Consider the following 21,124-nt stretch of genomic DNA (forward strand, 5'->3'; position numbering starts at 1 on the left):
AAAGACGCTTTTTTTGTACATAAAGTGAGCATAAAGCAGGTGAGAAGATGACTTGGTTCAAAAGAGCAATCGCAGCGACAAAAAAATATGATCCTTCCGCACGCTCAACATTGGAAATCGTGGTGACCTATCCAGGTTTTCATGCATTATTTTGGCATCGATGGACGCACTTTTTATTTCGTCATCGGTTGTATTTCATAGCCAAAGTGACTGCCCAATTTTGGCGTTTTCTGACAGGGATCGAGATTCATCCCGGGGCACAGATCGGACAAGGGGTTTTTATCGATCACGGCATGGGTGTTGTGATCGGCGAAACAGCGATCGTAGAAGATGATGTCGTACTGTTCCATGGTGTGACATTGGGGGGCACAGGTAAAGATCGCGGCAAACGGCATCCCACAATCAAAAAAGGGGCGTTTATATCCGCACATGCCCAAATATTAGGGCCGGTGACCATAGGCGAAGGCGCAAAAATCGGCGCCAGTGCAGTCGTATTGACAGATATCCCAGCAGAAGCGACTGCTGTCGGTATCCCGGCAAAAGTAGCACGAATCAAAGGAAAGAAGGTAGATCAAGATGATCAAAATCTATAATACATTGACACGTAAAAAAGAAGCGTTTCAACCATTAGTCGAAAATAAAGTCAAGATGTACGTTTGCGGACCGACTGTCTACAACTATATCCATATTGGTAATGGTCGCAGTACTGTTTCCTTCGATACGATCCGCCGTTATTTTGAATATCGGGGCTATGAAGTTGACTATTTGATGAATTTTACGGATGTGGATGATAAAATCATTCGCGCAGCCAAAGAATTAGAAACAACAGCACCAGTTGTTGCAGAACGCTTTATTGCAGCGTTCAACGAAGATACAGCAGCGCTGAATGTCAAACCGGCTACGATGAACCCTCGGGTGATGGACCATATTGAAGACATCGTGGCGTTTATCGCCGTCCTTGTTGAAAAAGGCTATGCCTATCCGGTACAAGGCGATGTTTATTACCGTACACGCAAATTTGCTTCCTATGGCCAATTGAGCGATCAATCCATTGATGAATTAGAAGTAGGTGCAAGTCAACGCACCGGCGATGAACAACGTATCAAAGAAGACCCTTTGGACTTTGCTTTGTGGAAAGCAGCCAAAGAAGGTGATATTTCATGGAATTCCCCATGGGGACCTGGACGTCCAGGCTGGCATATCGAATGTTCTGTAATGGCGACGAAACACTTAGGGGATACAATCGATATCCACGGGGGCGGACAAGACTTGACTTTCCCCCATCATGAAAATGAAATCGCCCAGAGTGAAGCCAAAACCGGCCATACGTTTGCCAATTATTGGATGCATAACGGGTATGTCACGATCGGTGAGCAAGATGAAAAAATGAGTAAATCATTGGGCAACTTCGTGACTGTCCATGAGATGGTTCAACAAATCGATCCGCAAGTATTACGTTTCTTTTTGGCAACGACCCAATACCGCCGACCAATCAGATACAGTGAAACCACCGTCAGAGAAGCGGAAACCAATCTTCAAAAATTGCGCACGACTTATGAAAATGCACGTTTCAGATTGGCAAATAGCGATATCAATGAAACGATCACCGAAGACATTCCCGTTTTGGCCGATTTCGAAGCGCGATTTATTGCAGAGATGGATGATGATTTCAATGCAGCCAATGGTATCACCGTCGTATATGAACTGGCGAAGTGGATCAATCTAGCGACAGAAGATCCGGCGACGGATCTGTCCATCTTAGATGCTGCAGTCACAAAATTCAGTGAGTGGTTAAGTATTTTTGGCATCTTCTTTGTAACGGATACGTTGTTAGATGAAGATATTGAAACGTTGATCAATGAACGGATCGCCGCCAGACAAGCCAGAGATTTCGCCCGTAGCGATCAAATCCGCGATACGTTGAAAGAACAAGGCATTATTTTGGAAGATACAGCACAAGGAACAAGATGGAGAAGAGAAGCATGAGAGATTATAAACAATTGAATGGTCTTGCATTGGCTTATGTTGGTGATGCAATCTATGAGGTCTATATCCGCGACTATTTAGTGTCACAAGGTCAGACCAGGCCCAATCAGCTGCATCACATGGCGACCCATTATGTTTCTGCCAAAGCGCAAGCGGCATTGATCCAAAAAATGCTAGATGATGAGATACTGACAGAAGAAGAACATGATTTTTATCGCCGTGGCCGAAACAGCAAGAGTCATACTGGTGCAAAAAATGCCGATATAACCACTTATCGCATTGCTACAGGCTTTGAATCATTGATCGGGTATTTGCACCTGACTGAACAAAAAGAACGCTTAGACGAGCTTGTAGAATGGTGTATTAAGAAAGTAGGAGAAGATGATGCGAGAAAAACAACAAAGAAATCGCCCCAACAAAAAAAACGCTAAACCCAAAAATGAACGTCCTAGAGAAACAGTCAATGAGGCGATTGAAGACAATTTCGTTTTCGGTTTCCATGCAGTAACAGAAGCCTTAAAAGAAGGACGAGGCAATAAACTGTTTCTATCAGAAGATGCACGGGGAGAAAAAATTGATACTTTGAAAGAAGCCGCGCGAGAACAAGCGGTACCTGTAAAATGGGTGCCCAAACAAAAATTGGACCTAATGAGTGATCAAGGGGTGCATCAAGGCATGTTATTGGCCATTACCCCGTACCAATATTTGACGCTTGATGAGTTGCTGGAACAGACCAAAGAAAACCCTATTTACCTAATCTTGGATAATTTGGAAGATCCTCATAACTTTGGCTCAATGTTAAGAACAGCAGACGCAAGCGGCATTGACGGCATCATTATTCCTAAACATCGAGCAGTCGGGATTACCCCAGTTGTGGTCAAAACCTCTACCGGTGCAGTAGAGCATGTCCCAGTGGCACGGGTCACCAATCTGACCCAAGCAGTCCAACAATTAAAGAAAGCCGGTTTCTGGATTTTTGGCACCGACATGACAGGCAGCGATTATCGTACTTGGAATGCCCAAGGGTCTGTCGGTCTGATCATTGGCAATGAAGGCCGCGGCATGGGAGAAGGACTCAAAAAAGAGGTTGATCAAATGTTGACGATCCCGATGACTGGACATGTCCAAAGTTTGAATGCCAGTGTTGCCGCTGGTTTGTTGATGTATCAAGCATACACGAGTCGAAATGGGGTTTCTTGATGAAGAATCCCCTGCTGATCGTTGATGGGTATAATATGATCGGTGCATGGCCGGAACTTGTGCTGTTAAAAAATCAAGATCGGTTAGAAGACGCAAGAGAGGCTTTGCTCCATCGTTTATCCAATTATTCAAAATACGAAGGATTAAAAATAATCGTTGTCTTTGATGCGCAGTTGGTCCCAGGTGTTACCCAAAGTTACACGAAGTACCAACTAGAGGTGATTTTTACTGAAGAAGGCGAAACTGCCGATAGTTATATTGAACGCGTTGCCGGTGAATTGAATAATCGCTTGACACAAGTGACTGTGGCAACAAGTGATTTGGCCGAGCAGTGGGTGATTTTTTCTCAAGGGGCTTTACGGACATCTGCCCGTGAACTTTACAAAAGTATCGAAAAAACTGAAAAGGATATCCACCAGCATCAAACAGACCTTGCTTTTACAGACTTTCGCCGCAATTCGCCATGGACTGCGGAACAGTTGGCAGAATTGAACAAGAAGCTGCATGATTTGAGTTAGGGACAAAAATGATCTGGTAAATGAGAAAGTGGGGGAACCATTTGTGTTACGCTCTTTTTGTAGTCAAACACATACAAAAGGAGTGACATAAATGGCAAGTAAAGAAAGGCAATATTCAGATGATTTTGAAGAGAAGTTTCGAAAGTATCAGCCTGTGGTAGAAATTCTTCACAAAAAATACTTCTTGAGAGATTACGATTTCGATGATTGGCTGCAAGAGGGACGAATCATCTTTGATAAATGTCTTAAGGCGTATGATCCTGATAAAGGAACAACGATTGGTGTCTTGTTCAAACGCTCATTTGAAAATCGTATTTGTAGTTTACTGCGCATCCAACAAGCGCAAAAAAGAAAAGCACAGGCTGAAGCTTGCTCGCTAGAAGAAAAAATCGCCAATGAAGGCGGCCATTTTTTAACAGACAATAATCGACAAAAAGAATGGATTGAAGCGCAAATGATCATTCATGATGCGCTGCCTAATTACCCTAAAGGATTATCAACACTTGAAGGATTGGTTATAATGAATTTCCTTAAAGGATTAGAACTTGAACAAATTGCTGCCCAAGAAAAGCTGCCTTACGACAAAATAAAAAGCGCTTTCAATCGTGGTAGATCAAAGATGATAGCGCTTATTATGATGGATTAATAAAAAACTTATTGAAAGTGTAATTCTTTTGTGGTAAACTTGAAATTTTCTGCCATTCGTGGTATGATGGTGCTCGAGGTGAATGCGATGCCAACAACTTTAGCAACAATCAAGAAAGATTTAGAATGCCGTATCGGTAGTGAGATTATGCTGGTTGCTCAAACTGGACGTAAGCGTCAAACCGAACGTCGCGGTGTTTTGACAGAAACATATCCTTCTGTTTTTGTCGTAGATTTGGATCCAAATGAAAATTCATTTGAACGCGTTTCTTACAGCTACTCCGACATCTTAACAAGAACAGTTGAAATTGAATTTTTATCAGAAGCAGTGTGATGACAGAAGAGTTGACAAATCGTTGACTCTTTTTTGTTTGATTACATTTGACACATTCAGAAAGGGGAACGTGGCGTGTTTACATGTAAACGATTAGCAGACATGTCCGCTGATACGTTTTGCCGTTTGGCGCAAGTGCGTACGGCTGTATTTGTAGTCGAACAAGCATGTGCCTATCAAGAGATCGATACGATCGATCAGCGGGCGTATCATTTATGGTCAGTCGACGATCAAGAGATGATCATCTCTTATGCGCGGATCTTTTTACAAGACGAGGTCGTTCATTTTGGGCGCGTGCTGGTAGCACCTGCTTATCGAGGGCAAGGAGAAGGCCATCGTTTGTTGCAGGAAATCTTGCAGCAGGTTCAGGTTCTTTATCCAATGCGCGACATCCAGATCGAAGCCCAAGAACATTTGGCAGCTTATTATGGACAGTATGGCTTTGAAGCAATCAGTACACCGTATCAAGAAGACGGTATCATGCATATCAGTATGAGAAAAAACACCTTTGCCAATTCATAAGATTTGGCAAAGGCGTTTTTTTGATTATTTGTCTGTCGTTGTATCAAACAATTGATCCAACTGTTCATTTGGCAAAGAGCCAGTCGCTTGTGCTTTCAACAAGTCGCGAATTTCTTCTAAATAATCTTCAGCAGTGATTTCTGGTGCTGCTTCTTCCTCTTCTTCTGGATGCAAGTTGCGCAATTTATTGACTGCTTTGACAATCAAGAACAATACAAAAGCCGTAATCAAGAATGTAATAAGAGCATTAATCACTTGACCAAAGTCAAACACAACATTTTCCTTTGGTGATAAAACAAGACCTGCGAAGGCATCTGAGCTGCCAAACAGCGATAGAACCCATGTAACAAGCGGCGTCAATAACCCTTCGACCAAACTCGTTACGATAGCAGTAAAGGCACTCCCAATTACGACCCCAATCGCCAAATCAAGCACATTGCCTCGCAAAATAAATTCTTTAAATTCTTTGATCATAACATTTCCCTCCTAAACTCTACCCATAGTATAGCGAAAAACTGGTGAATGATAAAAAAAAACGCTCGCGAATAAAAGACAAACTTTGTTTCAAGGAGAAAACAAGCAGGCTATGCTATAATTGAGAAGATAATCTTTGTTATTAGAAGGGGTGTCATATGACGATCGAGTTAAAAAAAGGCGTCCGGTTGACGGTACTGCCAACAAAAAAGTATAAAACGATTCGTATTTTCGTCCGTTTCACTGCGCCATTGAATGTTGCGCAAACAGCGAAACGGACATTGTTAACGAGCCTGTTGGAAACAACAAGTTTGGCCTATCCAACCCAAACAGCTTTTAGCAGTAAATTGGCGGAATTATATGGCGCTAGTTTTGGTATGAATGTGAATAAGCGAGGCAATCTCCATCAAATCAATGCAGCGATGTCATTGGTCAATGGTAAATATGTAGCTGATCCGACATTGTTTTCAGAAGCGGCAGCATTTCTTGAACAAGTGCTGTTTCATCCGAATACGCAAGGAGATGCTTTTGACGAGAAAAACTTCACGATCGAAAAAAACAATTTGATCTCATACATGAAGAGTGTAGCAGAAGATAAGCAAGCGTTAGCATCATTGGCGCTGCAAGAGTTATATTTCGCCAATGATGCGCACCAAAAATACCCGAGCTTTGGTCGCCCTGAAGATTTGATCGACGTTACGGCGGCTGAATTATATCAAACGTATCAGGCAATGCTTACTGAAGACCAAATCGATATTTTTGTGATCGGTGATGTAGAAGATGCAGTGATTCAGACAATCTTTGCACAATTGCCATTTACGGATCGAGCAGATAAAGAAACGGATGTTTTTTATCAACAGCCAGTTGAAAATGTCATTCGCGAAAAAATCATCAGAGAACCGATTACGCAAGCAAAATTAAACTTGGCCTATCAGACAGGTGTCTATTATGATCAAGAAGACCGAATCGCTTTAATGGTCTTCAATGGACTTTTTGGTGGCTTTCCCCACTCTAAACTGTTTATGAATGTGCGAGAAAAGGCCAGCTTAGCCTACTACGCATCAAGCGCTATTGATACATTTCGCGGTTATCTATCCGTCCAAACAGGCATTGATGGCAAAAACCGCGATCAAGCATTTCAGTTGATTGAAGCACAGTTGCAAAGCTTGCAGCAAGGAGAAGTAACGGCGGAAGAATTAGCGCAAACAAAAGCTATGTTAAAAAATCAATATCTGCTTTCATTGGATAATCCGCAGGCATTGATCGAAACAGCTTACTTGAATCAATGGGTGCCAGGTTCTGAGATGACCGAAGACACATTTATGCAGCGTTTGGAACATGTCAGTATCGCGGATGTCAAGCGATTGGCACAACAAGTGCACCTGCAAGCGATGTTCTTTTTAGATAAGGAGGCAACGCATGAATAAAAAAGTTTATCAGCAAATCAATGAAACACTGTATGAAGAAGTCTTAGATAATGGGTTAACGGTATACTTATTGCCCAAAGCTGATTTTCATAAAACCTATGGTCTATTTAGCACAAATTACGGGTCGATCGACAATCATTTCGGGTATCATCCAGATGACTTGAAACAAGTACCTGACGGCATCGCTCACTTCCTTGAACACAAATTATTTGAAAAAGAAGATGGCGATGTCTTTCAGAAATTTGGTCAGCAAGGAGCTTCTGCAAATGCCTTTACTAGTTTTACCAAAACCAGTTACTTATTTTCAGCAACAGATCAAATCCAGAAGAATTTGATGACCTTGCTTGATTTTGTCCAAGCCCCTTATTTCACGGAAGAAACTGTCGAAAAAGAAAAAGGCATCATCGGCCAAGAAATCCAAATGTATGATGATGATCCAAATTGGCAGCAGTTCTTTGGGATCATTAAAAATCTATATCCCAAACATCCTCTGCATATCGACATTGCCGGTACTGTGACAAGTATCGCAGATATCACCGCCGAAGACCTCTACCTTTGCTACAATACGTTCTATCACCCTAGCAACATGGTCTTATTTATCGTAGGTAATATTGATCCAGAAGAAACAATGACTTGGATCAAAGAGAACCAAAAAGATAAAGATTTTCCTGAAGCAAAAGCGATCATACGTCAATTTCCATCAGAAACTGCAGCAGATATCATGCCAGAGTCAAGCATGCAGATGCCAGTCACCCGTGCAAAAGGTGTTCTAGGGATCAAAGGTGACCTAGATAAACTACCGACTTATGGCCGGGAGTTGCTGCGCTTCAAAAATGCACTGAATCTGTTATTCCAAATGCTCTTTGGCAATACATCAGCCAACTATCTGCGGTTATACGATGATAGCATCATCGATGATACCTTTGGTTTTGAAGTCAATCTAGATCGCGGCTTTTACTTTGCTGATTTTTCTGGAGATTCTGAAACACCGCAAGACATGCTGGCAGAAATTGAACAGATCTTGTTGGGTATTGGAGAAGATCCAGAGATCAATCAAGCAAATCTTGATTTACTGAAGAAAAAAATGTTGGGTAAATATTTCCAATCGTTGAATTCGCTAGAATTTATTGCCAATCAATTTACCCAAAGTCTGTTTGGCGACACGACACTGTTTGACTTGCCGGAAGTGATCCAATCCATCACCTTAGCAGATGTTAAAGCTGCCGGGCTGTCTTTTGTCGATCCAAAGGCCTTTAGTCGTTTTTATATGTATCCGACAGAAACAAAATGAGCGTTTATTTAGTTGTTGAGTGAAACCCGTTATTTTTGAATATCTTTGACCCAAACACTGGATGAAGGCGTAAAGCAGCATCTATGCCCAGTCAAATGTTGGTCAAGATATTCTTTTTATTATGAATAGTTACCATTTTTTATAAAAAGTATTAAATTTTGTTTGCGAGTTGAAGGCAGCGTGGTCCATGGGTTTTCTTTTATGGTATTCTTTAAGCATTGGAGTAAAAACTTTTTTCTAGTTTTCCAAAAAAAATCCAGAAAAAAATGTTATATTTAGTAGGCAAGACGGAATCGAAAATAAAGATTCTATTCAATATATACAAGGATTTTTTGATAAAGATGATTAAAGACTGGAGTAGATGAGCGAGTGGCCCACGAAACAACGATTGGAACGAAATTACGGCAAGCCCGTTTAGATAAAAACATTTCATTGATTGAGTTGCAGCAGATGACCAAAATCCAAAAAAGATATTTGGAAGCAATCGAAGCTGATCAATTTGCACAATTGCCAGGCACCTTTTATGTGCGGGCATTTATTCGCCAATATGCCGCTGCTGTTGGTGAAGATGGGGATAAGCTAGTCGCTGTGTTTGATGGTAAAGATACGTTGGCTGCACCATTGCCAAAACGACCGCAGCCGGAAACTGTGAGCGGTTCGCGAAAAGCCCAACATGTAGCAGAGAAGAACAGTTCTTTTGTTATCCGTTATTTGCCCATGATATTATTAGGACTGGTTGCGTTGACGATCATGAGTATTGTCGGATACATGGCTTGGCAAGACCGTAATGCTTCGCCCATGATTCAAGGCAGTTCTTCTTTAGTGGTCGAAAACTCTGCATCTGATTCTTCCACTACAACTGAAAGTACCAGTAGTACGATAAACAGTTCTAGTTCGGTGGAATCAACAACTGAGAGTTCTACTGAAAAAGAGATGACCATGACAGCTAGCGACTCTTCCCAATCAGCGATCACGATTGATGTCCAAGACGCAGAATCACCGCTGACCTTGACCTTTACTGGCCAAAACGGCCGTTGCTGGATCGGTGTACAAGTAGATGGTGCGTATGTCTATCAATACACGCTGACCGCAGGAGAAACGCAAACGACCACTTTGCCTGAAGGTGCTGATAATGCGGTCCTAACTTTAGGGGCTAGTCAATATGTGACGATTGAAGCAAATGGTCAAACCGTTGATTTTACAGATCAACAATATGAATCATTGCAAAAAACAGTCAACATGACGATCAGTTATACAGACACTGCAGAATAAAAAGCATTATATCGCCGACAAATAAGCAGAATTAGTGGCACCTTTGACTGATTTTACGTACAATAGTCGGCAGAGAGGAGTTTATTTCGTGAACTTACCCAATCAACTAACAGTTTTACGTATTTTTATGATCCCGATTTTTATCTTGGTCTTGGTATTGCCTATTGATTTAGGCACATTGACGGTTGGAGAGGTCGTCTTGCCTATTACTCATTTGGTAGCAGCCATTTTGTTTGCTGCAGCGAGTATCACAGATTGGTTAGATGGCAAAATCGCCCGTTCTAGAAATTTGGTAACGAATTTTGGTAAATTCGCTGATCCTTTGGCGGATAAGATGTTGGTCATGACTGCTTTCATCATGCTTGTTGAGCTAGGCAAAGCACCAGGATGGGTGGTATCGATCATTATCTGTCGAGAACTAGCTGTGACTGGTTTGCGCCTATTGCTGGTAGAACAAAGCGGTGAAGTTATGGCTGCTGCCTGGCCAGGAAAAATCAAAACAGCCACACAAATGGTGGCGATCATTTTCTTATTCATCAATAACTTGCCATTCGCACTGATTGGTATCCCTGTTGACCAAATCATGTTGTATCTATGCTTGATTTTCACTATTTATTCCGGGGTCGACTATTTTATCAAAAATACAAGTGTCTTTAAAGGCTCAATGTAAGATCGTAAAGTTCAGAAGTTTTCTGAACTTTTTTTGTCAATAAAAACAATCAAGTGCGTACTTGTTTATGAAGGAGCAATAACATGAAAGCAGAAATCATCGCAGTCGGAACAGAATTACTTTTAGGACAGGTGGTGAATACCAATGCGACTTTTTTATCCGAGGAATTGGCCGCACTAGGCATCGATGTCTACTACCATAGTGTGGTTGGAGATAATCCAGACCGTTTGGCAGAAGTATTGGTTACAGCTGAGAAGCGCAGTGAGTTGATTGTGCTATGTGGCGGATTAGGTCCGACAGAAGATGACTTGACCAAACAAGTCGCTGCCCAGCATTTAGGACAAGAATTGGTAAGAGATCCAGCAGGCTATGCGCAGTTAGACACATTTTTTAAAACGAGAAAAGGTGTCATGACCGAGAACAATTTGCGACAAACACTCGTCTTCAAAGAGGGAATTGCCTTACCTAATAATAATGGCTTGGCCGTAGGTATATTTTATCAAAATGAAACCCATGCCTACCTATTATTGCCAGGGCCGCCGAGTGAGTTGAAGAAGATGGTGTTGGAACAAGCCGTACCATTGTTAAAACAAGCTTTCCCTCAAAAAGAACAGCTGATTTCCCGTGTCTTGCGCTATTATGGGATCGGAGAGTCGGCGCTAGCTGCAGAATTGGCCGATTTGATCGAAGAACAAAGCAATCCAACGATCGCACCGTATGCAAAACCTAATGAAGTCACCTTGCGCTTGACAGTGAAGACCACGGTTCCTGAAGAAGGGATCAAGCAACTGGATGAATTGGAAGCGGTGATCCAGTCACGTGTGGGGACTTTCTTTTATGGATATGGTGAACAAAATTCATTAGTGGAGGTCGTCGTTGATTTATTAAAGACCAAGGGAAAAACAATCACTGCAGCAGAAAGCTTGACTGCGGGATTGTTCCAAGCGATATTAGGCACTGTTCCTGGCGTTTCTGAAGTCTTTCCTGGGGGCTTTGTGACTTATTCAGCCGTGATGAAAAGCAAGCTCTTAGACATCGATCCTGAGCTGCTGGCGCAGTATGGTACAGTCAGTGCAGAATGTGCAGAAGCAATGGCTGTGCAAGCACGCCTTGCAGCAGGAACGGATTATGCTGTTTCATTTACAGGTGTAGCAGGACCAGATCCTTTAGAAAATCAACCTAAAGGCACAGTCTGGATCGCACTGGCTTCAGCCTCTGAGGTGAAAAGCGCATGTTATACGTTTAGCCGTGACCGCGCCTATATTCGGCATAGTGCAGTCATGGCGGGCTTAGATCGAATACGTAAGGAATTATTAAGATAATGCGAATGTTTGTTCGTTTTTTCTTGCAATTTTATGATAGACAGGCTATTATTATCTTATGAATGACACACGAAAGTGATGAATATAAGGGGGATTATCCGTTTGGCAGATGATCGTAAAGCAGCCTTAGATGCTGCACTAAAGAAAATTGAGAAGAACTATGGTAAAGGTGCAGTGATGAAACTTGGAGAGAAAATAGATCAGCAAATCTCTACCATCCCAAGTGGTTCATTGGCACTGGATGTTGCATTAGGTGTAGGCGGCTTCCCAAGAGGTCGGATCATTGAAGTTTATGGGCCAGAAAGTTCTGGTAAGACAACAGTTGCTTTACATGCCATTGCGGAAGTCCAAAAAAATGGTGGAACAGCAGCCTTTATCGATGCAGAGCATGCCTTGGATCCGCAATATGCGCAAAAATTAGGCGTCAACATTGATGATCTGCTGTTGTCACAACCAGACACGGGTGAACAAGGATTAGAAATTGCAGATGCATTGGTGTCCAGTGGTGCCGTGGATATCGTCGTTATCGACTCTGTAGCTGCATTGGTACCACGGGCAGAAATCGATGGCGAAATGGGCGATGCCCATGTTGGGTTGCAAGCCCGATTGATGTCACAAGCACTGCGTAAATTATCTGGATCGATCAACAAAACAAAAACGATCGCGATTTTTATCAACCAAATCCGCGAAAAAGTCGGCATCATGTTTGGTAATCCGGAAGTAACACCTGGTGGACGGGCATTGAAATTTTATGCAACGATTCGTTTAGAAGTGCGCCGTGCAGAACAATTGAAGTCAGGTACTGATATCATCGGGAACCGGACAAAAATCAAAGTTGTTAAAAATAAAGTAGCGCCACCGTTCAAAGTAGCTGAAGTTGATATGATGTACGGTTTAGGTATTTCCCAAGAAGGCGAATTGCTGGATATGGCAGTTGAACAAGACATCGTCGATAAGAGCGGTGCGTGGTATGCTTATAAAGGTGATCGGATTGGACAAGGTCGTGAAAACGCCAAAAACTATATGCGTGAACATCCAGAAATGATGCAAGAAGTTTCTACGCGCGTTCGGGATGCATATGGTATCGGTACAGGTGAAACGATTGAGATTGAAGAAGGCCAAGATGAATTGCCTTTAGATGAATAATCATCAAAGAAATGAACCAAACAACGTCGTTGTTTGGTTTTTTGTTCGTCTTCGACTGAAAACAAAGGGTGAATCTCTTTGTAAAAAGCGATTTTTAAAGTAACTTACGTATCATTTAAAGTTGACACTCTTGTGTTCAAACATTAGAATAAACTTATGTGGTTTTCCACATAGCAGTAGACGATTGATAATTTTGTTATCATTTACTTATCAAAACTACAAAATATTTAAAAAGATAGTATGGAGGTGGATTCATTGGAACTACTTTACATTCTCCTCGCTATCATCGGTTTAATTGTCGGTCTTGGATTAGGAGTTTTTGTGACGAAATCTCGTCATGAGAAAGAAATCAACGGCGCACAGAATTCAGCAACTGGGATTATCGAAAGCGCTAAGAAAGAAGCAGAAACTCTCAAAAAAGAAGCATTGTTAGAAGCTAAGGAAGAAAATCAGAAGTATCGGTCAGAAATTGAAAGTGAGTTGAAAGAAAGCAAACTTGATTTAAAATCACAGGAAAATCGGATACTCCAAAGAGAACAAGTTCTTGATCGTAAGGACGATTCTTTGGAAAAACGAGAACGCTCACTTGAAGATAAAGAAGGCAGACTTAGTGAGAAACAACAATTAATTGACGAGCGAGAAAAAGAAGTAGAAAACTTAATCGATGGACAACAGCAAGAGCTTGAACGAATTGCTGCTTTGTCTAGAGATGATGCAAAAGAACTGATCATGAAGTCAACAGAAGAGGAATTAAATCATGAATTGACGATCATGGTCAAAGAAGCAGAGCAACGTGCAAAAGAAGAAGCAGATCGAAAAGCGAAGAATCTCTTGTCATTAGCGATTCAACGTTGTGCAGCTGATCAAGTATCTGAAACAACAGTTTCTGTTGTTTCGTTACCTAACGATGAAATGAAAGGTCGGATCATTGGACGAGAAGGGCGCAATATTCGGACATTGGAAACATTGACTGGTATCGACTTGATCATTGATGATACACCAGAAGCAGTCGTTTTATCTGGTTTTGATCCAATTCGTCGGGAGATTGCACGAATGACTCTTGAGAAATTGATTCAAGATGGTCGAATCCATCCAGCTCGTATCGAAGAAATGGTCGAAAAATCACGAAAAGAAATGGATGAACATATTCGTGAATATGGGGAGCAAGCAGCATTTGAAGTTGGTGCCCACACATTACATCCTGACTTGATCAAAATTTTAGGTCGTTTACGTTTCCGTACAAGTTATGGACAAAATGTCTTAAATCACTCGATCGAAGTTGCAAAATTAAGTGGTGTACTAGCTGCTGAATTAGGTGAAGATATTCAATTGGCCAAACGTGCAGGTTTACTACACGATATTGGTAAAGCGTTGGATCATGAAATCGAAGGTTCTCACGTTGAAATTGGCGCTGAATTAGCGGCCAAATACAAAGAGAATGCGACAGTGATCAATGCGATTGCTTCTCACCATGGTGATGTTGAAGCCACATCAGTCATTTCAGTCTTGGTTGCTGCTGCTGATGCATTGTCTGCAGCTCGTCCAGGTGCCCGCAGCGAATCACTTGAAAACTATATTCGCCGCCTACAAAACTTGGAGAATATCGCCAATAGTTTCAAAGGTGTTGATTCCAGCTTTGCGGTTCAAGCAGGACGTGAAGTCCGCGTGATGGTCAAACCAGAGGAAATCTCGGATCTGGATGCTGTCCGCTTGGTACGGGATATTCGTAAGAAAATTGAAGATGATCTGGATTACCCAGGTCATATCAAAGTAACTGTTATCCGGGAAACCCGTGCAACAGACTATGCTAAATAGCCAAAAGCGCTAGGACATGATTGCCTAGCGCTTTTTTTTTGAAAAAAAAGACGGAAGATCACTTTTGAAAGGATCTTCCGTCTTTTTAATTGTAATGGATTTCTTCAAATTTTTCTTCGTCTAGCAAAATCTACAAAACGGAATTTGTCTAAACGGTGAATGGATTCTGTATACTCAAAGCAACGAGTATCTTCTAAATAGACTAAGCTGCGGACTGTCACAACGTGCTGATCATCTGGATGGAGATCCATTAAATCACGCAATTCTTTATTGACCGGATCAACAGTGATTTCTTTTTGGGCATAAGCAATCTCCAATCCTAGATCATTTTCAAAATAATCATAGATCGATACTTGTGCGCGTTTTTCCGGTAATACTTGAATAATCGAGGCGTCTAAATAGTCTTTGTCTAAAATGACGACTTCACCATCGATCTTTCTTTGGCGAACTAATTTCCAGGCTTCAGCAGCTACCGGCCAGTCCGTAATTTCGTGTAGTTTTGGGGAAACAGCTATTTTTCGAATTTCGACCACTTTGGTTTCACTAGGAATGCGTTGCGTTTCTTGCAACTCTCTGAAGCTGGTTAGGCCAGAGATCGGGAAATCAAAGCGATTGAGATCCAATACAATCGAGCCTTTACCCTGTTTTTTTTGAATATAACCGGCATTACGCAATAGATTTAGCGCTTTACGGACTGTTTCTCGTGAGACACCATACGTTTGAATCAGTTGATTCTCACTTGGCAGCAAAGTGTGTGGGGGGTATTCTTTGGCCACGATTTTTTGTTCTAAATCTAAGAATATTTCTTTAAACTTATTCATTCGACTGCCTCCTCACAGGTTATTATAGCGAGGCATTTTTGGAAAAGCAATCTGCTATTTTGCCAGTAGCTCGTCAATGTTCAACTCTGTCAGTTTTTCGACAATGACATCAGCCCCATGAAGCGCTTCTCCGGAATACACACCCACCGCATACATGCCTGCAGCTTTAATGCCATCAATACCCGCTTGTGCATCTTCAAAACCAATTGCTTCAGCAGGTTCGATACCTAATGCAAGTGCTGCTTGAACAAAGATCTCAGGATCTGGCTTGCCTTTTTTTAATGTGGCTGGATCAACGATCGTAGCGAAGTCAGACATCACCCCTAATTTATCAAGAATAAAGGGCGCATTTTTTGATGCCGAAGCAATGGCACAAGGAATATTTTTTTCTTTCGCTTGCGCTAAGAATTCTTTGACACCTGGCAATAGATCGTCAGGGGTTAAACTTTGCAGCAATTGGACATATTGGGTGTTTTTCTTCGTGGCTAATGCTTCTTTTTCAATTTCAGTATACGCATCATTTTTGTTGCCTAAAGAGAGGATACGTTCTAATGAATCCATACGACTGATTCCTTTTAATTGTTCGTTGAATTTCAAGTCGATCTCAATACCAATCTCTGCACCCAGTTCTTTCCATGCAATATAGTGATATTTAGCGGTATCGGTAATTACGCCATCTAAATCAAATACAAAACCTTTTTTCATCATGAACACTCCTAATAAGTAATTGTTTGTGGCTCTTGAGGGGACAACTGATACTCTTTGCCTTTAACTAAGATCGTTTCCGGTTGATCCACTGTTATCGTCAATGTTTCATGTGTAACATTGATTTGGTAATGCACACCGCGGATGTGCAATGAGAAGGCCAGTGATGCCCAAGCTTTCGGCAAGTTTGGTGCAATTTGAACAAGTCGTTCTCTAAGATCAATTCCCGCAAAAGTCGTTAATGGAATAAACAATGTTGCAGCCATCACGCCAGCGTGGATACCTTCTGCGGTCGTTCCACCTTGGATATCACGATAGTCGGAAGATAACGCTTCTTGATACAACGACCATGCCAACTCTTGGTCATCAACCATAGCCGCTAGTTGCGCATGAACGATGCGGGACAGTGTTGATCCATGAGAGGTCCGTTGTAGATAATAGTTGAGATTTTTTTCGACATAGTCACTTGGCAGTTCATAATCCAAATCAGTCAAAATTTGATTGACTTGCTGCTTGGAGAAGTTATAGAAAATCATTAAACTATCTGCTTGTTTGGCTACTTTATAAGAATCAGCACTTTTGCCTTCAGCATTTAAAATGCGATCCATTCGGTAAATATTGCCATAGGTTTTTTTGTAATGATCCCAGTCTAAATCTTCTAATTGGAAGTAGCCTTCGAATTGGGCAATGATTCCATCTGCATCGATTTCTAAACCTAATTTTGTCCGAATGTCGGCCATTGTATTTAGGTCAGCAGGAGTCAACTCTGTTTTTTGCAGAATACCTGTAAAGATGTCTGTATCGATTTCAGCTTGTAAATGATCGATCTCTTCAAACAACCATACCACCATCATATTGGTATAAGCATTGTTTTTCAAGCCACCAATTTCACTGTTGGGATAGTTTTCATGGAATTCATCTGGTCCCATCACCTTATCGATAAAGTAGCGTTGTGCTTCCTGATCCCAGGTTGCTGCACTTTGCCAAAAGTGGGCGATTTCCAGCATCAGTTCTAAACCGTAGTCCGCCATAAACTGTTTATCTTTGGTATTGTGCCAATATTGCCAAACGTTATAAGCGATAGCTAATGAAACATGGCGCTGTAGGCGGCTGTGATCTTCCTTCCATTCACCACTAATCGGATTCAGGTGCAGTTCTTGAGATTGCTCACTGCCATCTAATCCGGATTGCCATGGGAACATCGCACCTTGATAGCCGGCTTTTTTGGCATCCGTTTTGGCTGCTGCTAGGCGACGATAGCGGTATCGCAAGATTTCTTTGGCAGTGTCTGGAAAATGAACGATATAGAAAGGCAGAATAAATAACTCATCCCAGAAAATATGACCGCGATAGGCTTCACCATGTAATCCCCGTGCTGTAATACTAGCATCAAGGGAGTCTTGGTAGGCATTCGGTGAAGCAGATACCAAGACATGATACGTGTGCAGATTCAGCATTTTTTGCGACATCAAATCACCTGTGACTTCAATGGCCGCATCTTGCCACAATTGCGCCCATGCTTGTTGCGACTCTTGGTACATCACATCGAAGCGCGGAAGCGCCAATTGGCTCAATGGGCTAGCAGGTTGTTCCTCATTGGAACGATAGGCTGCTACAGTGACTGATTTTTCAAATTGATAGGTGTGTCCTTCTTCAACAGATAGCGGCAAGGACTGCTTCACACCAGTGGCAGTTACGTCAGAGGTTATCTCTGATAAAGAAGCCGAAGCAAATATTTCAGATGATTGAACAACTGTAATTTGAGAATTTGTGGTTTCTGCTACAAGCTGTGCTTTGGCTTCCTCAGCATCTGCAGAACGTACATGTAAGTGTTGATTGGTCAAACTACGGTAACGAGCTACGTTGTAATTGTAAACAGCACCGTCTGCTTCACTAACCAATATCACATCTCCTGAAAAATTCAGTGGTGTAAATGTGTAAACTAAACTATATTGATGAATATCTTTCATATTCGCGATTTTTTTCGTTTCGATCCGAACGCGTTTTTGCTGTTTGGTTTCAATTTCGGCCGTTGATTGGAATAACCCGGTACGTAGATCCAATGTTCGTTTGAAAGATACAATTTGATTGTGGGCAATATCGATCACTTCATCATCGATCATGATATACATTTTTTGCAGATTAGGTGCATTCACAAAGTCTTCATTGCGAATGGTATGTCCTGCCACATCTGATTCTACTGTATTGTAAAGGCTGGCAATATATAAGCCAGGATAATTTTCTTCGCTGATTGACATTTCCGGTGTGGTTCCACGCAACCCAATAAAGCCATTTCCGACAGTTAGTAATGATTCGACAGAATATTCATCTTTTCCAGGTGTATAGCCGTAATACTCCAATGTCCAAGGAATAGCAGCCTTTTTTTCATCAAATGCTTCCTTAGTTCCACAGACAAAAGGCTGATTTAATTTTTCAGTTAACCATTGGTCAAGCGAAAAGGTGCCTTCTTCATTGGTAAATACAATTGTTTCTGATATGACGCCACCGGTTTGTGTATCCTTTAAATAAGATGTCAGTTCGGTTACTCGTTCTGATAATGGTCCAGCAAAAGAGGTTGTTTCGCCATGGGCCTCTCGCAGCAACCACTGTTCATTGGACACTGTAATTATGTTCACAGTAGATATCCTCCTTTTAACTTGTCTATACATGCAAAATGATTATATCTTATTTTGTAAGCTTTTACAATTTATCTTACTTGTTTTTTTATTTTTTTTAGCTGTCTTTTGAACAAATAAACATTCCGAAGTTATTATTTTATTGTAAAAAAACACTCTTTTAAACGCTGTCATATAAGCTTTTTGCTAAAAATCAGAAAATGTTTTTAAATTATTCTTGATTTTAAATCTAAAAAAACAGCATGAAACGCTTGCAAAATAATAAATATAAAGTTATGATTATCACGAAATAAAAACATATATATACAAGTGTATATGAAAGGGGTTTATTAGGATGGGTAAGTATCATGATGATGCTGAAAAGCTGTTAACGTATGTCGGCGGGAAAGAGAATATTGCGGCTGTCACACACTGTGCCACTCGGATGCGCTTTGTTTTGAATGATCAATCAAAAGCAGATGAAAAGGCGATCGATGAGATTCCTAGCGTAAAAGGTATGTTTACGAATGCCGGACAATTTCAAGTAATTATTGGAAACGATGTTTCAACATTCTATAACGATTTTACAGATGTATCTGGAATTGAAGGCGTTTCAAAAGAGCAAAGTAAATCGATTGCCAAAAATAATCAAAATATCGTTCAGCGTGCAATCGGGACATTAGCCGAAATTTTCACACCTTTATTACCAGCAATTATTGTTGGGGGGCTAATGCTTGGTCTACGAAACTTTCTAGAAGGTGTTCCTCTTGGTTTCTTAGATGGACAAACAATCACACAAGCTTCCACATTTTGGAATGGGGTAAATGGATTTTTATGGCTACCTTGTGAAGCAATCTTCCACTTTTTACCAGTAGGGATTACTTGGAGTATTACCCGTAAAATGGGTACCACACAAATTCTTGGTATTGTTTTAGGGATTACATTAGTGTCACCGCAATTATTGAATGCTTATTCTGTGAGTTCTACAAGTGCCGCAGATATTCTTCAAAATTATACTTGGGACTTTGGCTTCTTTACAATTGATAAAATTGGGTACCAAGCACAAGTTATACCAGCGATGTTGGCCGGCTTCTTGTTGGTTTACCTTGAACGGTTTTTCCGTAAATGGATTCCAGAAGCAGTGTCAATGATTTTTGTACCACTCTTCTCATTGTTACCAACTATTTTAGCAGCTCATATGATTTTAGGCCCTATTGGTTGGCAAATTGGCTCTGGTATTTCATGGGTCGTAAATGCAGGTTTGACTTCACCACTTAATTGGTTATTTGGTTTTGTTTTCGGCGGTTTGTATGCACCTTTGGTTATCACAGGGTTGCACCATACAACTTTGGCCATTGATACACAACTTGTCGCTGATTACGGCACAACAAACTTGTGGCCGATGATCATGCTTTCAAATATCGCACAAGGTACGGCAGTATTTGCGATTTGGTTTTTACACCGTGGCAACAAAAAAGAAGAGCAAGTGTCTCTGCCAGCAACGATTTCAGCATACATGGGTGTAACAGAACCAGCGATGTTCGGGATCAATCTTAAGTATGTTTATCCATTTGTTGCAGCAATGATTGGTTCAGCTTTCGGCGGTATGCTGATCACAGCAACCAATACTCGGGCGTTAGGCATTGGTGTCGGCGGACTGCCAGGATTCCTATCATTTAAGATTGAAAATTATCCGATGGTCTTCTTATCAATGGCCTTAACGATCGTTCTGACGTTCGTCTTTACACTTATCTTAAGAAAAGTGAAGTTCCTCAATAAATTAGAACCAGATTTGGCTTTGGTTGAAGGTGAGAGCGATCCTGCAACAGGACCTGCGCCACAAGTATCTGACACGGCGGCAACAGCAGCAGCACCTGTAACAGCTGCAGGAACTACGGAAACACTTTATGCGCCAGCGGATGGTCAAATGATTGCGATCACTGAAGTATCAGACCCCGTCTTTTCTCAAAAAATGATGGGTGATGGTTTTGCTGTCCAACCAATCAATGGGTTGATTTATGCGCCAGTAGCGGGAAAAATCTCCAGTATTTTTGAAACCAAACATGCGATTGGGATTCTTACACCTGGTGGCGCAGAAGTCTTGGTTCATATGGGATTAGATACAGTTGAATTAAAAGGTGCACCTTTTGAGATCACTGTGGCCGAAGGCGATACAGTCACACCAGAAACACAGATTGCTGTGATGGATCTAGATGCAGTAACAGCAGCTGGCAAGAAGACTGATATATTAACGGTCATCACCAATGCAGAGAAGGTCGATCAACTTTCATTGGCAAAAACAGGAACGGTTAAAGCAAAAGATCAAATTGGTTCTGCGACATTGAACTAAAGGAACAAAAA

At 41.4% G+C, this 21,124-nt stretch carries 20 protein-coding genes; 16 read left to right on the top strand and 4 right to left on the bottom strand.

What is annotated here, in order from left to right:
• Positions 1–47 precede the first annotated feature (47 nt).
• The 8 genes from epsC (at position 48) to AEQ18_RS13675 (ending at position 5,205) form a co-directional block, all read left to right on the top strand.
• Complete coding sequence (gene epsC, locus AEQ18_RS13640) at positions 48–593, top strand: serine O-acetyltransferase EpsC (RefSeq protein WP_054116901.1); 546 nt, start codon at positions 48–50, stop codon at positions 591–593.
• The gene (cysS, locus tag AEQ18_RS13645; protein WP_054116902.1) at positions 577–1,986 is read left to right on the top strand and encodes a cysteine--tRNA ligase; all 1,410 of its coding nucleotides are present in this window, start codon (positions 577–579) and stop codon (positions 1,984–1,986) included. The genes epsC and cysS overlap by 17 nt, the downstream gene beginning before the upstream one ends.
• Positions 1,983–2,417 carry a Mini-ribonuclease 3 gene (locus AEQ18_RS13650; protein WP_054116903.1) on the top strand — a complete coding sequence of 145 codons (435 nt, stop codon included), beginning with the start codon at positions 1,983–1,985 and terminating at the stop codon, positions 2,415–2,417. Before cysS ends, AEQ18_RS13650 begins: the two co-directional genes overlap by 4 nt.
• Positions 2,371–3,186, top strand: coding sequence for a 23S rRNA (guanosine(2251)-2'-O)-methyltransferase RlmB (gene rlmB, locus AEQ18_RS13655; RefSeq protein WP_054116904.1), 816 nt, complete (start codon positions 2,371–2,373; stop codon positions 3,184–3,186). The genes AEQ18_RS13650 and rlmB overlap by 47 nt, the downstream gene beginning before the upstream one ends.
• Complete coding sequence (locus AEQ18_RS13660) at positions 3,186–3,704, top strand: NYN domain-containing protein (RefSeq protein ID WP_054116905.1); 519 nt, start codon at positions 3,186–3,188, stop codon at positions 3,702–3,704. The genes rlmB and AEQ18_RS13660 overlap by 1 nt, the downstream gene beginning before the upstream one ends.
• A 91-nt stretch (positions 3,705–3,795) precedes the next feature.
• Positions 3,796–4,350 carry a sigma-70 family RNA polymerase sigma factor gene (locus AEQ18_RS13665; protein ID WP_054116906.1) on the top strand — a complete coding sequence of 185 codons (555 nt, stop codon included), beginning with the start codon at positions 3,796–3,798 and terminating at the stop codon, positions 4,348–4,350.
• A gap of 87 nt (positions 4,351–4,437) precedes the next feature.
• Positions 4,438–4,683 (top strand): Veg family protein, encoded by a 246-nt coding sequence (locus tag AEQ18_RS13670; protein WP_054117044.1) that lies wholly within the window; start codon positions 4,438–4,440, stop codon positions 4,681–4,683.
• Between the two features lie 75 nt (positions 4,684–4,758).
• Positions 4,759–5,205 carry a GNAT family N-acetyltransferase gene (locus AEQ18_RS13675; RefSeq protein ID WP_235505548.1) on the top strand — a complete coding sequence of 149 codons (447 nt, stop codon included), beginning with the start codon at positions 4,759–4,761 and terminating at the stop codon, positions 5,203–5,205.
• 24 nt (positions 5,206–5,229) lie between these two features.
• On the opposite strand, the gene mscL is transcribed toward AEQ18_RS13675, so the two are convergent.
• Positions 5,230–5,679 carry a large conductance mechanosensitive channel protein MscL gene (gene mscL, locus AEQ18_RS13680; RefSeq protein ID WP_054116907.1) on the bottom strand — a complete coding sequence of 150 codons (450 nt, stop codon included), beginning with the start codon at positions 5,677–5,679 and terminating at the stop codon, positions 5,230–5,232.
• A 158-nt stretch (positions 5,680–5,837) separates the two neighbouring features.
• Here mscL and yfmF point away from each other — a divergent pair, with 158 nt between their 5' ends.
• The 7 genes from yfmF (at position 5,838) to rny (ending at position 14,622) form a co-directional block, all read left to right on the top strand.
• Positions 5,838–7,106 carry an EF-P 5-aminopentanol modification-associated protein YfmF gene (gene yfmF / locus AEQ18_RS13685; protein WP_054116908.1) on the top strand — a complete coding sequence of 423 codons (1,269 nt, stop codon included), beginning with the start codon at positions 5,838–5,840 and terminating at the stop codon, positions 7,104–7,106.
• Entirely contained in the window at positions 7,099–8,397 is a 1,299-nt protein-coding gene (yfmH, locus tag AEQ18_RS13690; protein ID WP_054116909.1) for an EF-P 5-aminopentanol modification-associated protein YfmH, read from the top strand. Before yfmF ends, yfmH begins: the two co-directional genes overlap by 8 nt.
• A 369-nt stretch (positions 8,398–8,766) precedes the next feature.
• The gene (locus tag AEQ18_RS13695; protein ID WP_054116910.1) at positions 8,767–9,669 is read left to right on the top strand and encodes a helix-turn-helix domain-containing protein; all 903 of its coding nucleotides are present in this window, start codon (positions 8,767–8,769) and stop codon (positions 9,667–9,669) included.
• A gap of 88 nt (positions 9,670–9,757) precedes the next feature.
• Positions 9,758–10,339, top strand: coding sequence for a CDP-diacylglycerol--glycerol-3-phosphate 3-phosphatidyltransferase (gene pgsA, locus AEQ18_RS13700; RefSeq protein WP_054116911.1), 582 nt, complete (start codon positions 9,758–9,760; stop codon positions 10,337–10,339).
• An 83-nt stretch (positions 10,340–10,422) separates the two neighbouring features.
• Positions 10,423–11,661 (top strand): competence/damage-inducible protein A, encoded by a 1,239-nt coding sequence (locus AEQ18_RS13705; protein WP_054116912.1) that lies wholly within the window; start codon positions 10,423–10,425, stop codon positions 11,659–11,661.
• A 102-nt stretch (positions 11,662–11,763) separates the two neighbouring features.
• Complete coding sequence (gene recA / locus AEQ18_RS13710) at positions 11,764–12,807, top strand: recombinase RecA (protein ID WP_054116913.1); 1,044 nt, start codon at positions 11,764–11,766, stop codon at positions 12,805–12,807.
• A gap of 240 nt (positions 12,808–13,047) precedes the next feature.
• Positions 13,048–14,622 carry a ribonuclease Y gene (gene rny, locus AEQ18_RS13715; RefSeq protein WP_054116914.1) on the top strand — a complete coding sequence of 525 codons (1,575 nt, stop codon included), beginning with the start codon at positions 13,048–13,050 and terminating at the stop codon, positions 14,620–14,622.
• A gap of 104 nt (positions 14,623–14,726) precedes the next feature.
• On the opposite strand, the gene treR is transcribed toward rny, so the two are convergent.
• The 3 genes from treR to AEQ18_RS13730 are packed head-to-tail and all read right to left on the bottom strand — an operon-like array spanning position 14,727 to position 18,784.
• A complete protein-coding gene (gene treR / locus AEQ18_RS13720; RefSeq protein ID WP_054116915.1) occupies positions 14,727–15,443 on the bottom strand; it encodes a trehalose operon repressor in 717 nt (238 codons plus the stop codon).
• Between the two features lie 54 nt (positions 15,444–15,497).
• A complete protein-coding gene (gene pgmB / locus AEQ18_RS13725) occupies positions 15,498–16,148 on the bottom strand; it encodes a beta-phosphoglucomutase (protein WP_054116916.1) in 651 nt (216 codons plus the stop codon).
• A gap of 11 nt (positions 16,149–16,159) precedes the next feature.
• Positions 16,160–18,784 carry a glycoside hydrolase family 65 protein gene (locus tag AEQ18_RS13730; RefSeq protein WP_054116917.1) on the bottom strand — a complete coding sequence of 875 codons (2,625 nt, stop codon included), beginning with the start codon at positions 18,782–18,784 and terminating at the stop codon, positions 16,160–16,162.
• Positions 18,785–19,118: 334 nt separating this feature from the next.
• Between AEQ18_RS13730 and treP the strand changes: the two genes are divergently transcribed.
• Positions 19,119–21,113 (top strand): PTS system trehalose-specific EIIBC component, encoded by a 1,995-nt coding sequence (gene treP, locus AEQ18_RS13735; RefSeq protein ID WP_054116918.1) that lies wholly within the window; start codon positions 19,119–19,121, stop codon positions 21,111–21,113.
• The last annotated feature ends 11 nt before the right edge of the window (positions 21,114–21,124 follow it).

The sequence above is a fragment of the Enterococcus sp. RIT-PI-f genome, assembly GCF_001297065.1.
GTDB lineage: Bacteria > Bacillota > Bacilli > Lactobacillales > Enterococcaceae > Enterococcus_D.

What these genes read in the sequence shown, in the direction of transcription:
- epsC (WP_054116901.1), top strand. Translation starts at nt 48, where the DNA reads ATGACTTGGTTCAAAAGAGCAATCGCAGCGACAAAAAAATATGATCCT.
- cysS (WP_054116902.1), top strand. Translation starts at nt 577, where the DNA reads ATGATCAAAATCTATAATACATTGACACGTAAAAAAGAAGCGTTTCAA.
- AEQ18_RS13650 (WP_054116903.1), top strand. Translation starts at nt 1,983, where the DNA reads ATGAGAGATTATAAACAATTGAATGGTCTTGCATTGGCTTATGTTGGT.
- rlmB (WP_054116904.1), top strand. Translation starts at nt 2,371, where the DNA reads ATGCGAGAAAAACAACAAAGAAATCGCCCCAACAAAAAAAACGCTAAA.
- AEQ18_RS13660 (WP_054116905.1), top strand. Translation starts at nt 3,186, where the DNA reads ATGAAGAATCCCCTGCTGATCGTTGATGGGTATAATATGATCGGTGCA.
- AEQ18_RS13665 (WP_054116906.1), top strand. Translation starts at nt 3,796, where the DNA reads ATGGCAAGTAAAGAAAGGCAATATTCAGATGATTTTGAAGAGAAGTTT.
- AEQ18_RS13670 (WP_054117044.1), top strand. Translation starts at nt 4,438, where the DNA reads ATGCCAACAACTTTAGCAACAATCAAGAAAGATTTAGAATGCCGTATC.
- mscL (WP_054116907.1), bottom strand. Translation starts at nt 5,679, where the DNA reads ATGATCAAAGAATTTAAAGAATTTATTTTGCGAGGCAATGTGCTTGAT.
- yfmF (WP_054116908.1), top strand. Translation starts at nt 5,838, where the DNA reads ATGACGATCGAGTTAAAAAAAGGCGTCCGGTTGACGGTACTGCCAACA.
- yfmH (WP_054116909.1), top strand. Translation starts at nt 7,099, where the DNA reads ATGAATAAAAAAGTTTATCAGCAAATCAATGAAACACTGTATGAAGAA.
- AEQ18_RS13705 (WP_054116912.1), top strand. Translation starts at nt 10,423, where the DNA reads ATGAAAGCAGAAATCATCGCAGTCGGAACAGAATTACTTTTAGGACAG.
- rny (WP_054116914.1), top strand. Translation starts at nt 13,048, where the DNA reads ATGGAGGTGGATTCATTGGAACTACTTTACATTCTCCTCGCTATCATC.
- treR (WP_054116915.1), bottom strand. Translation starts at nt 15,443, where the DNA reads ATGAATAAGTTTAAAGAAATATTCTTAGATTTAGAACAAAAAATCGTG.
- pgmB (WP_054116916.1), bottom strand. Translation starts at nt 16,148, where the DNA reads ATGAAAAAAGGTTTTGTATTTGATTTAGATGGCGTAATTACCGATACC.
- treP (WP_054116918.1), top strand. Translation starts at nt 19,119, where the DNA reads ATGGGTAAGTATCATGATGATGCTGAAAAGCTGTTAACGTATGTCGGC.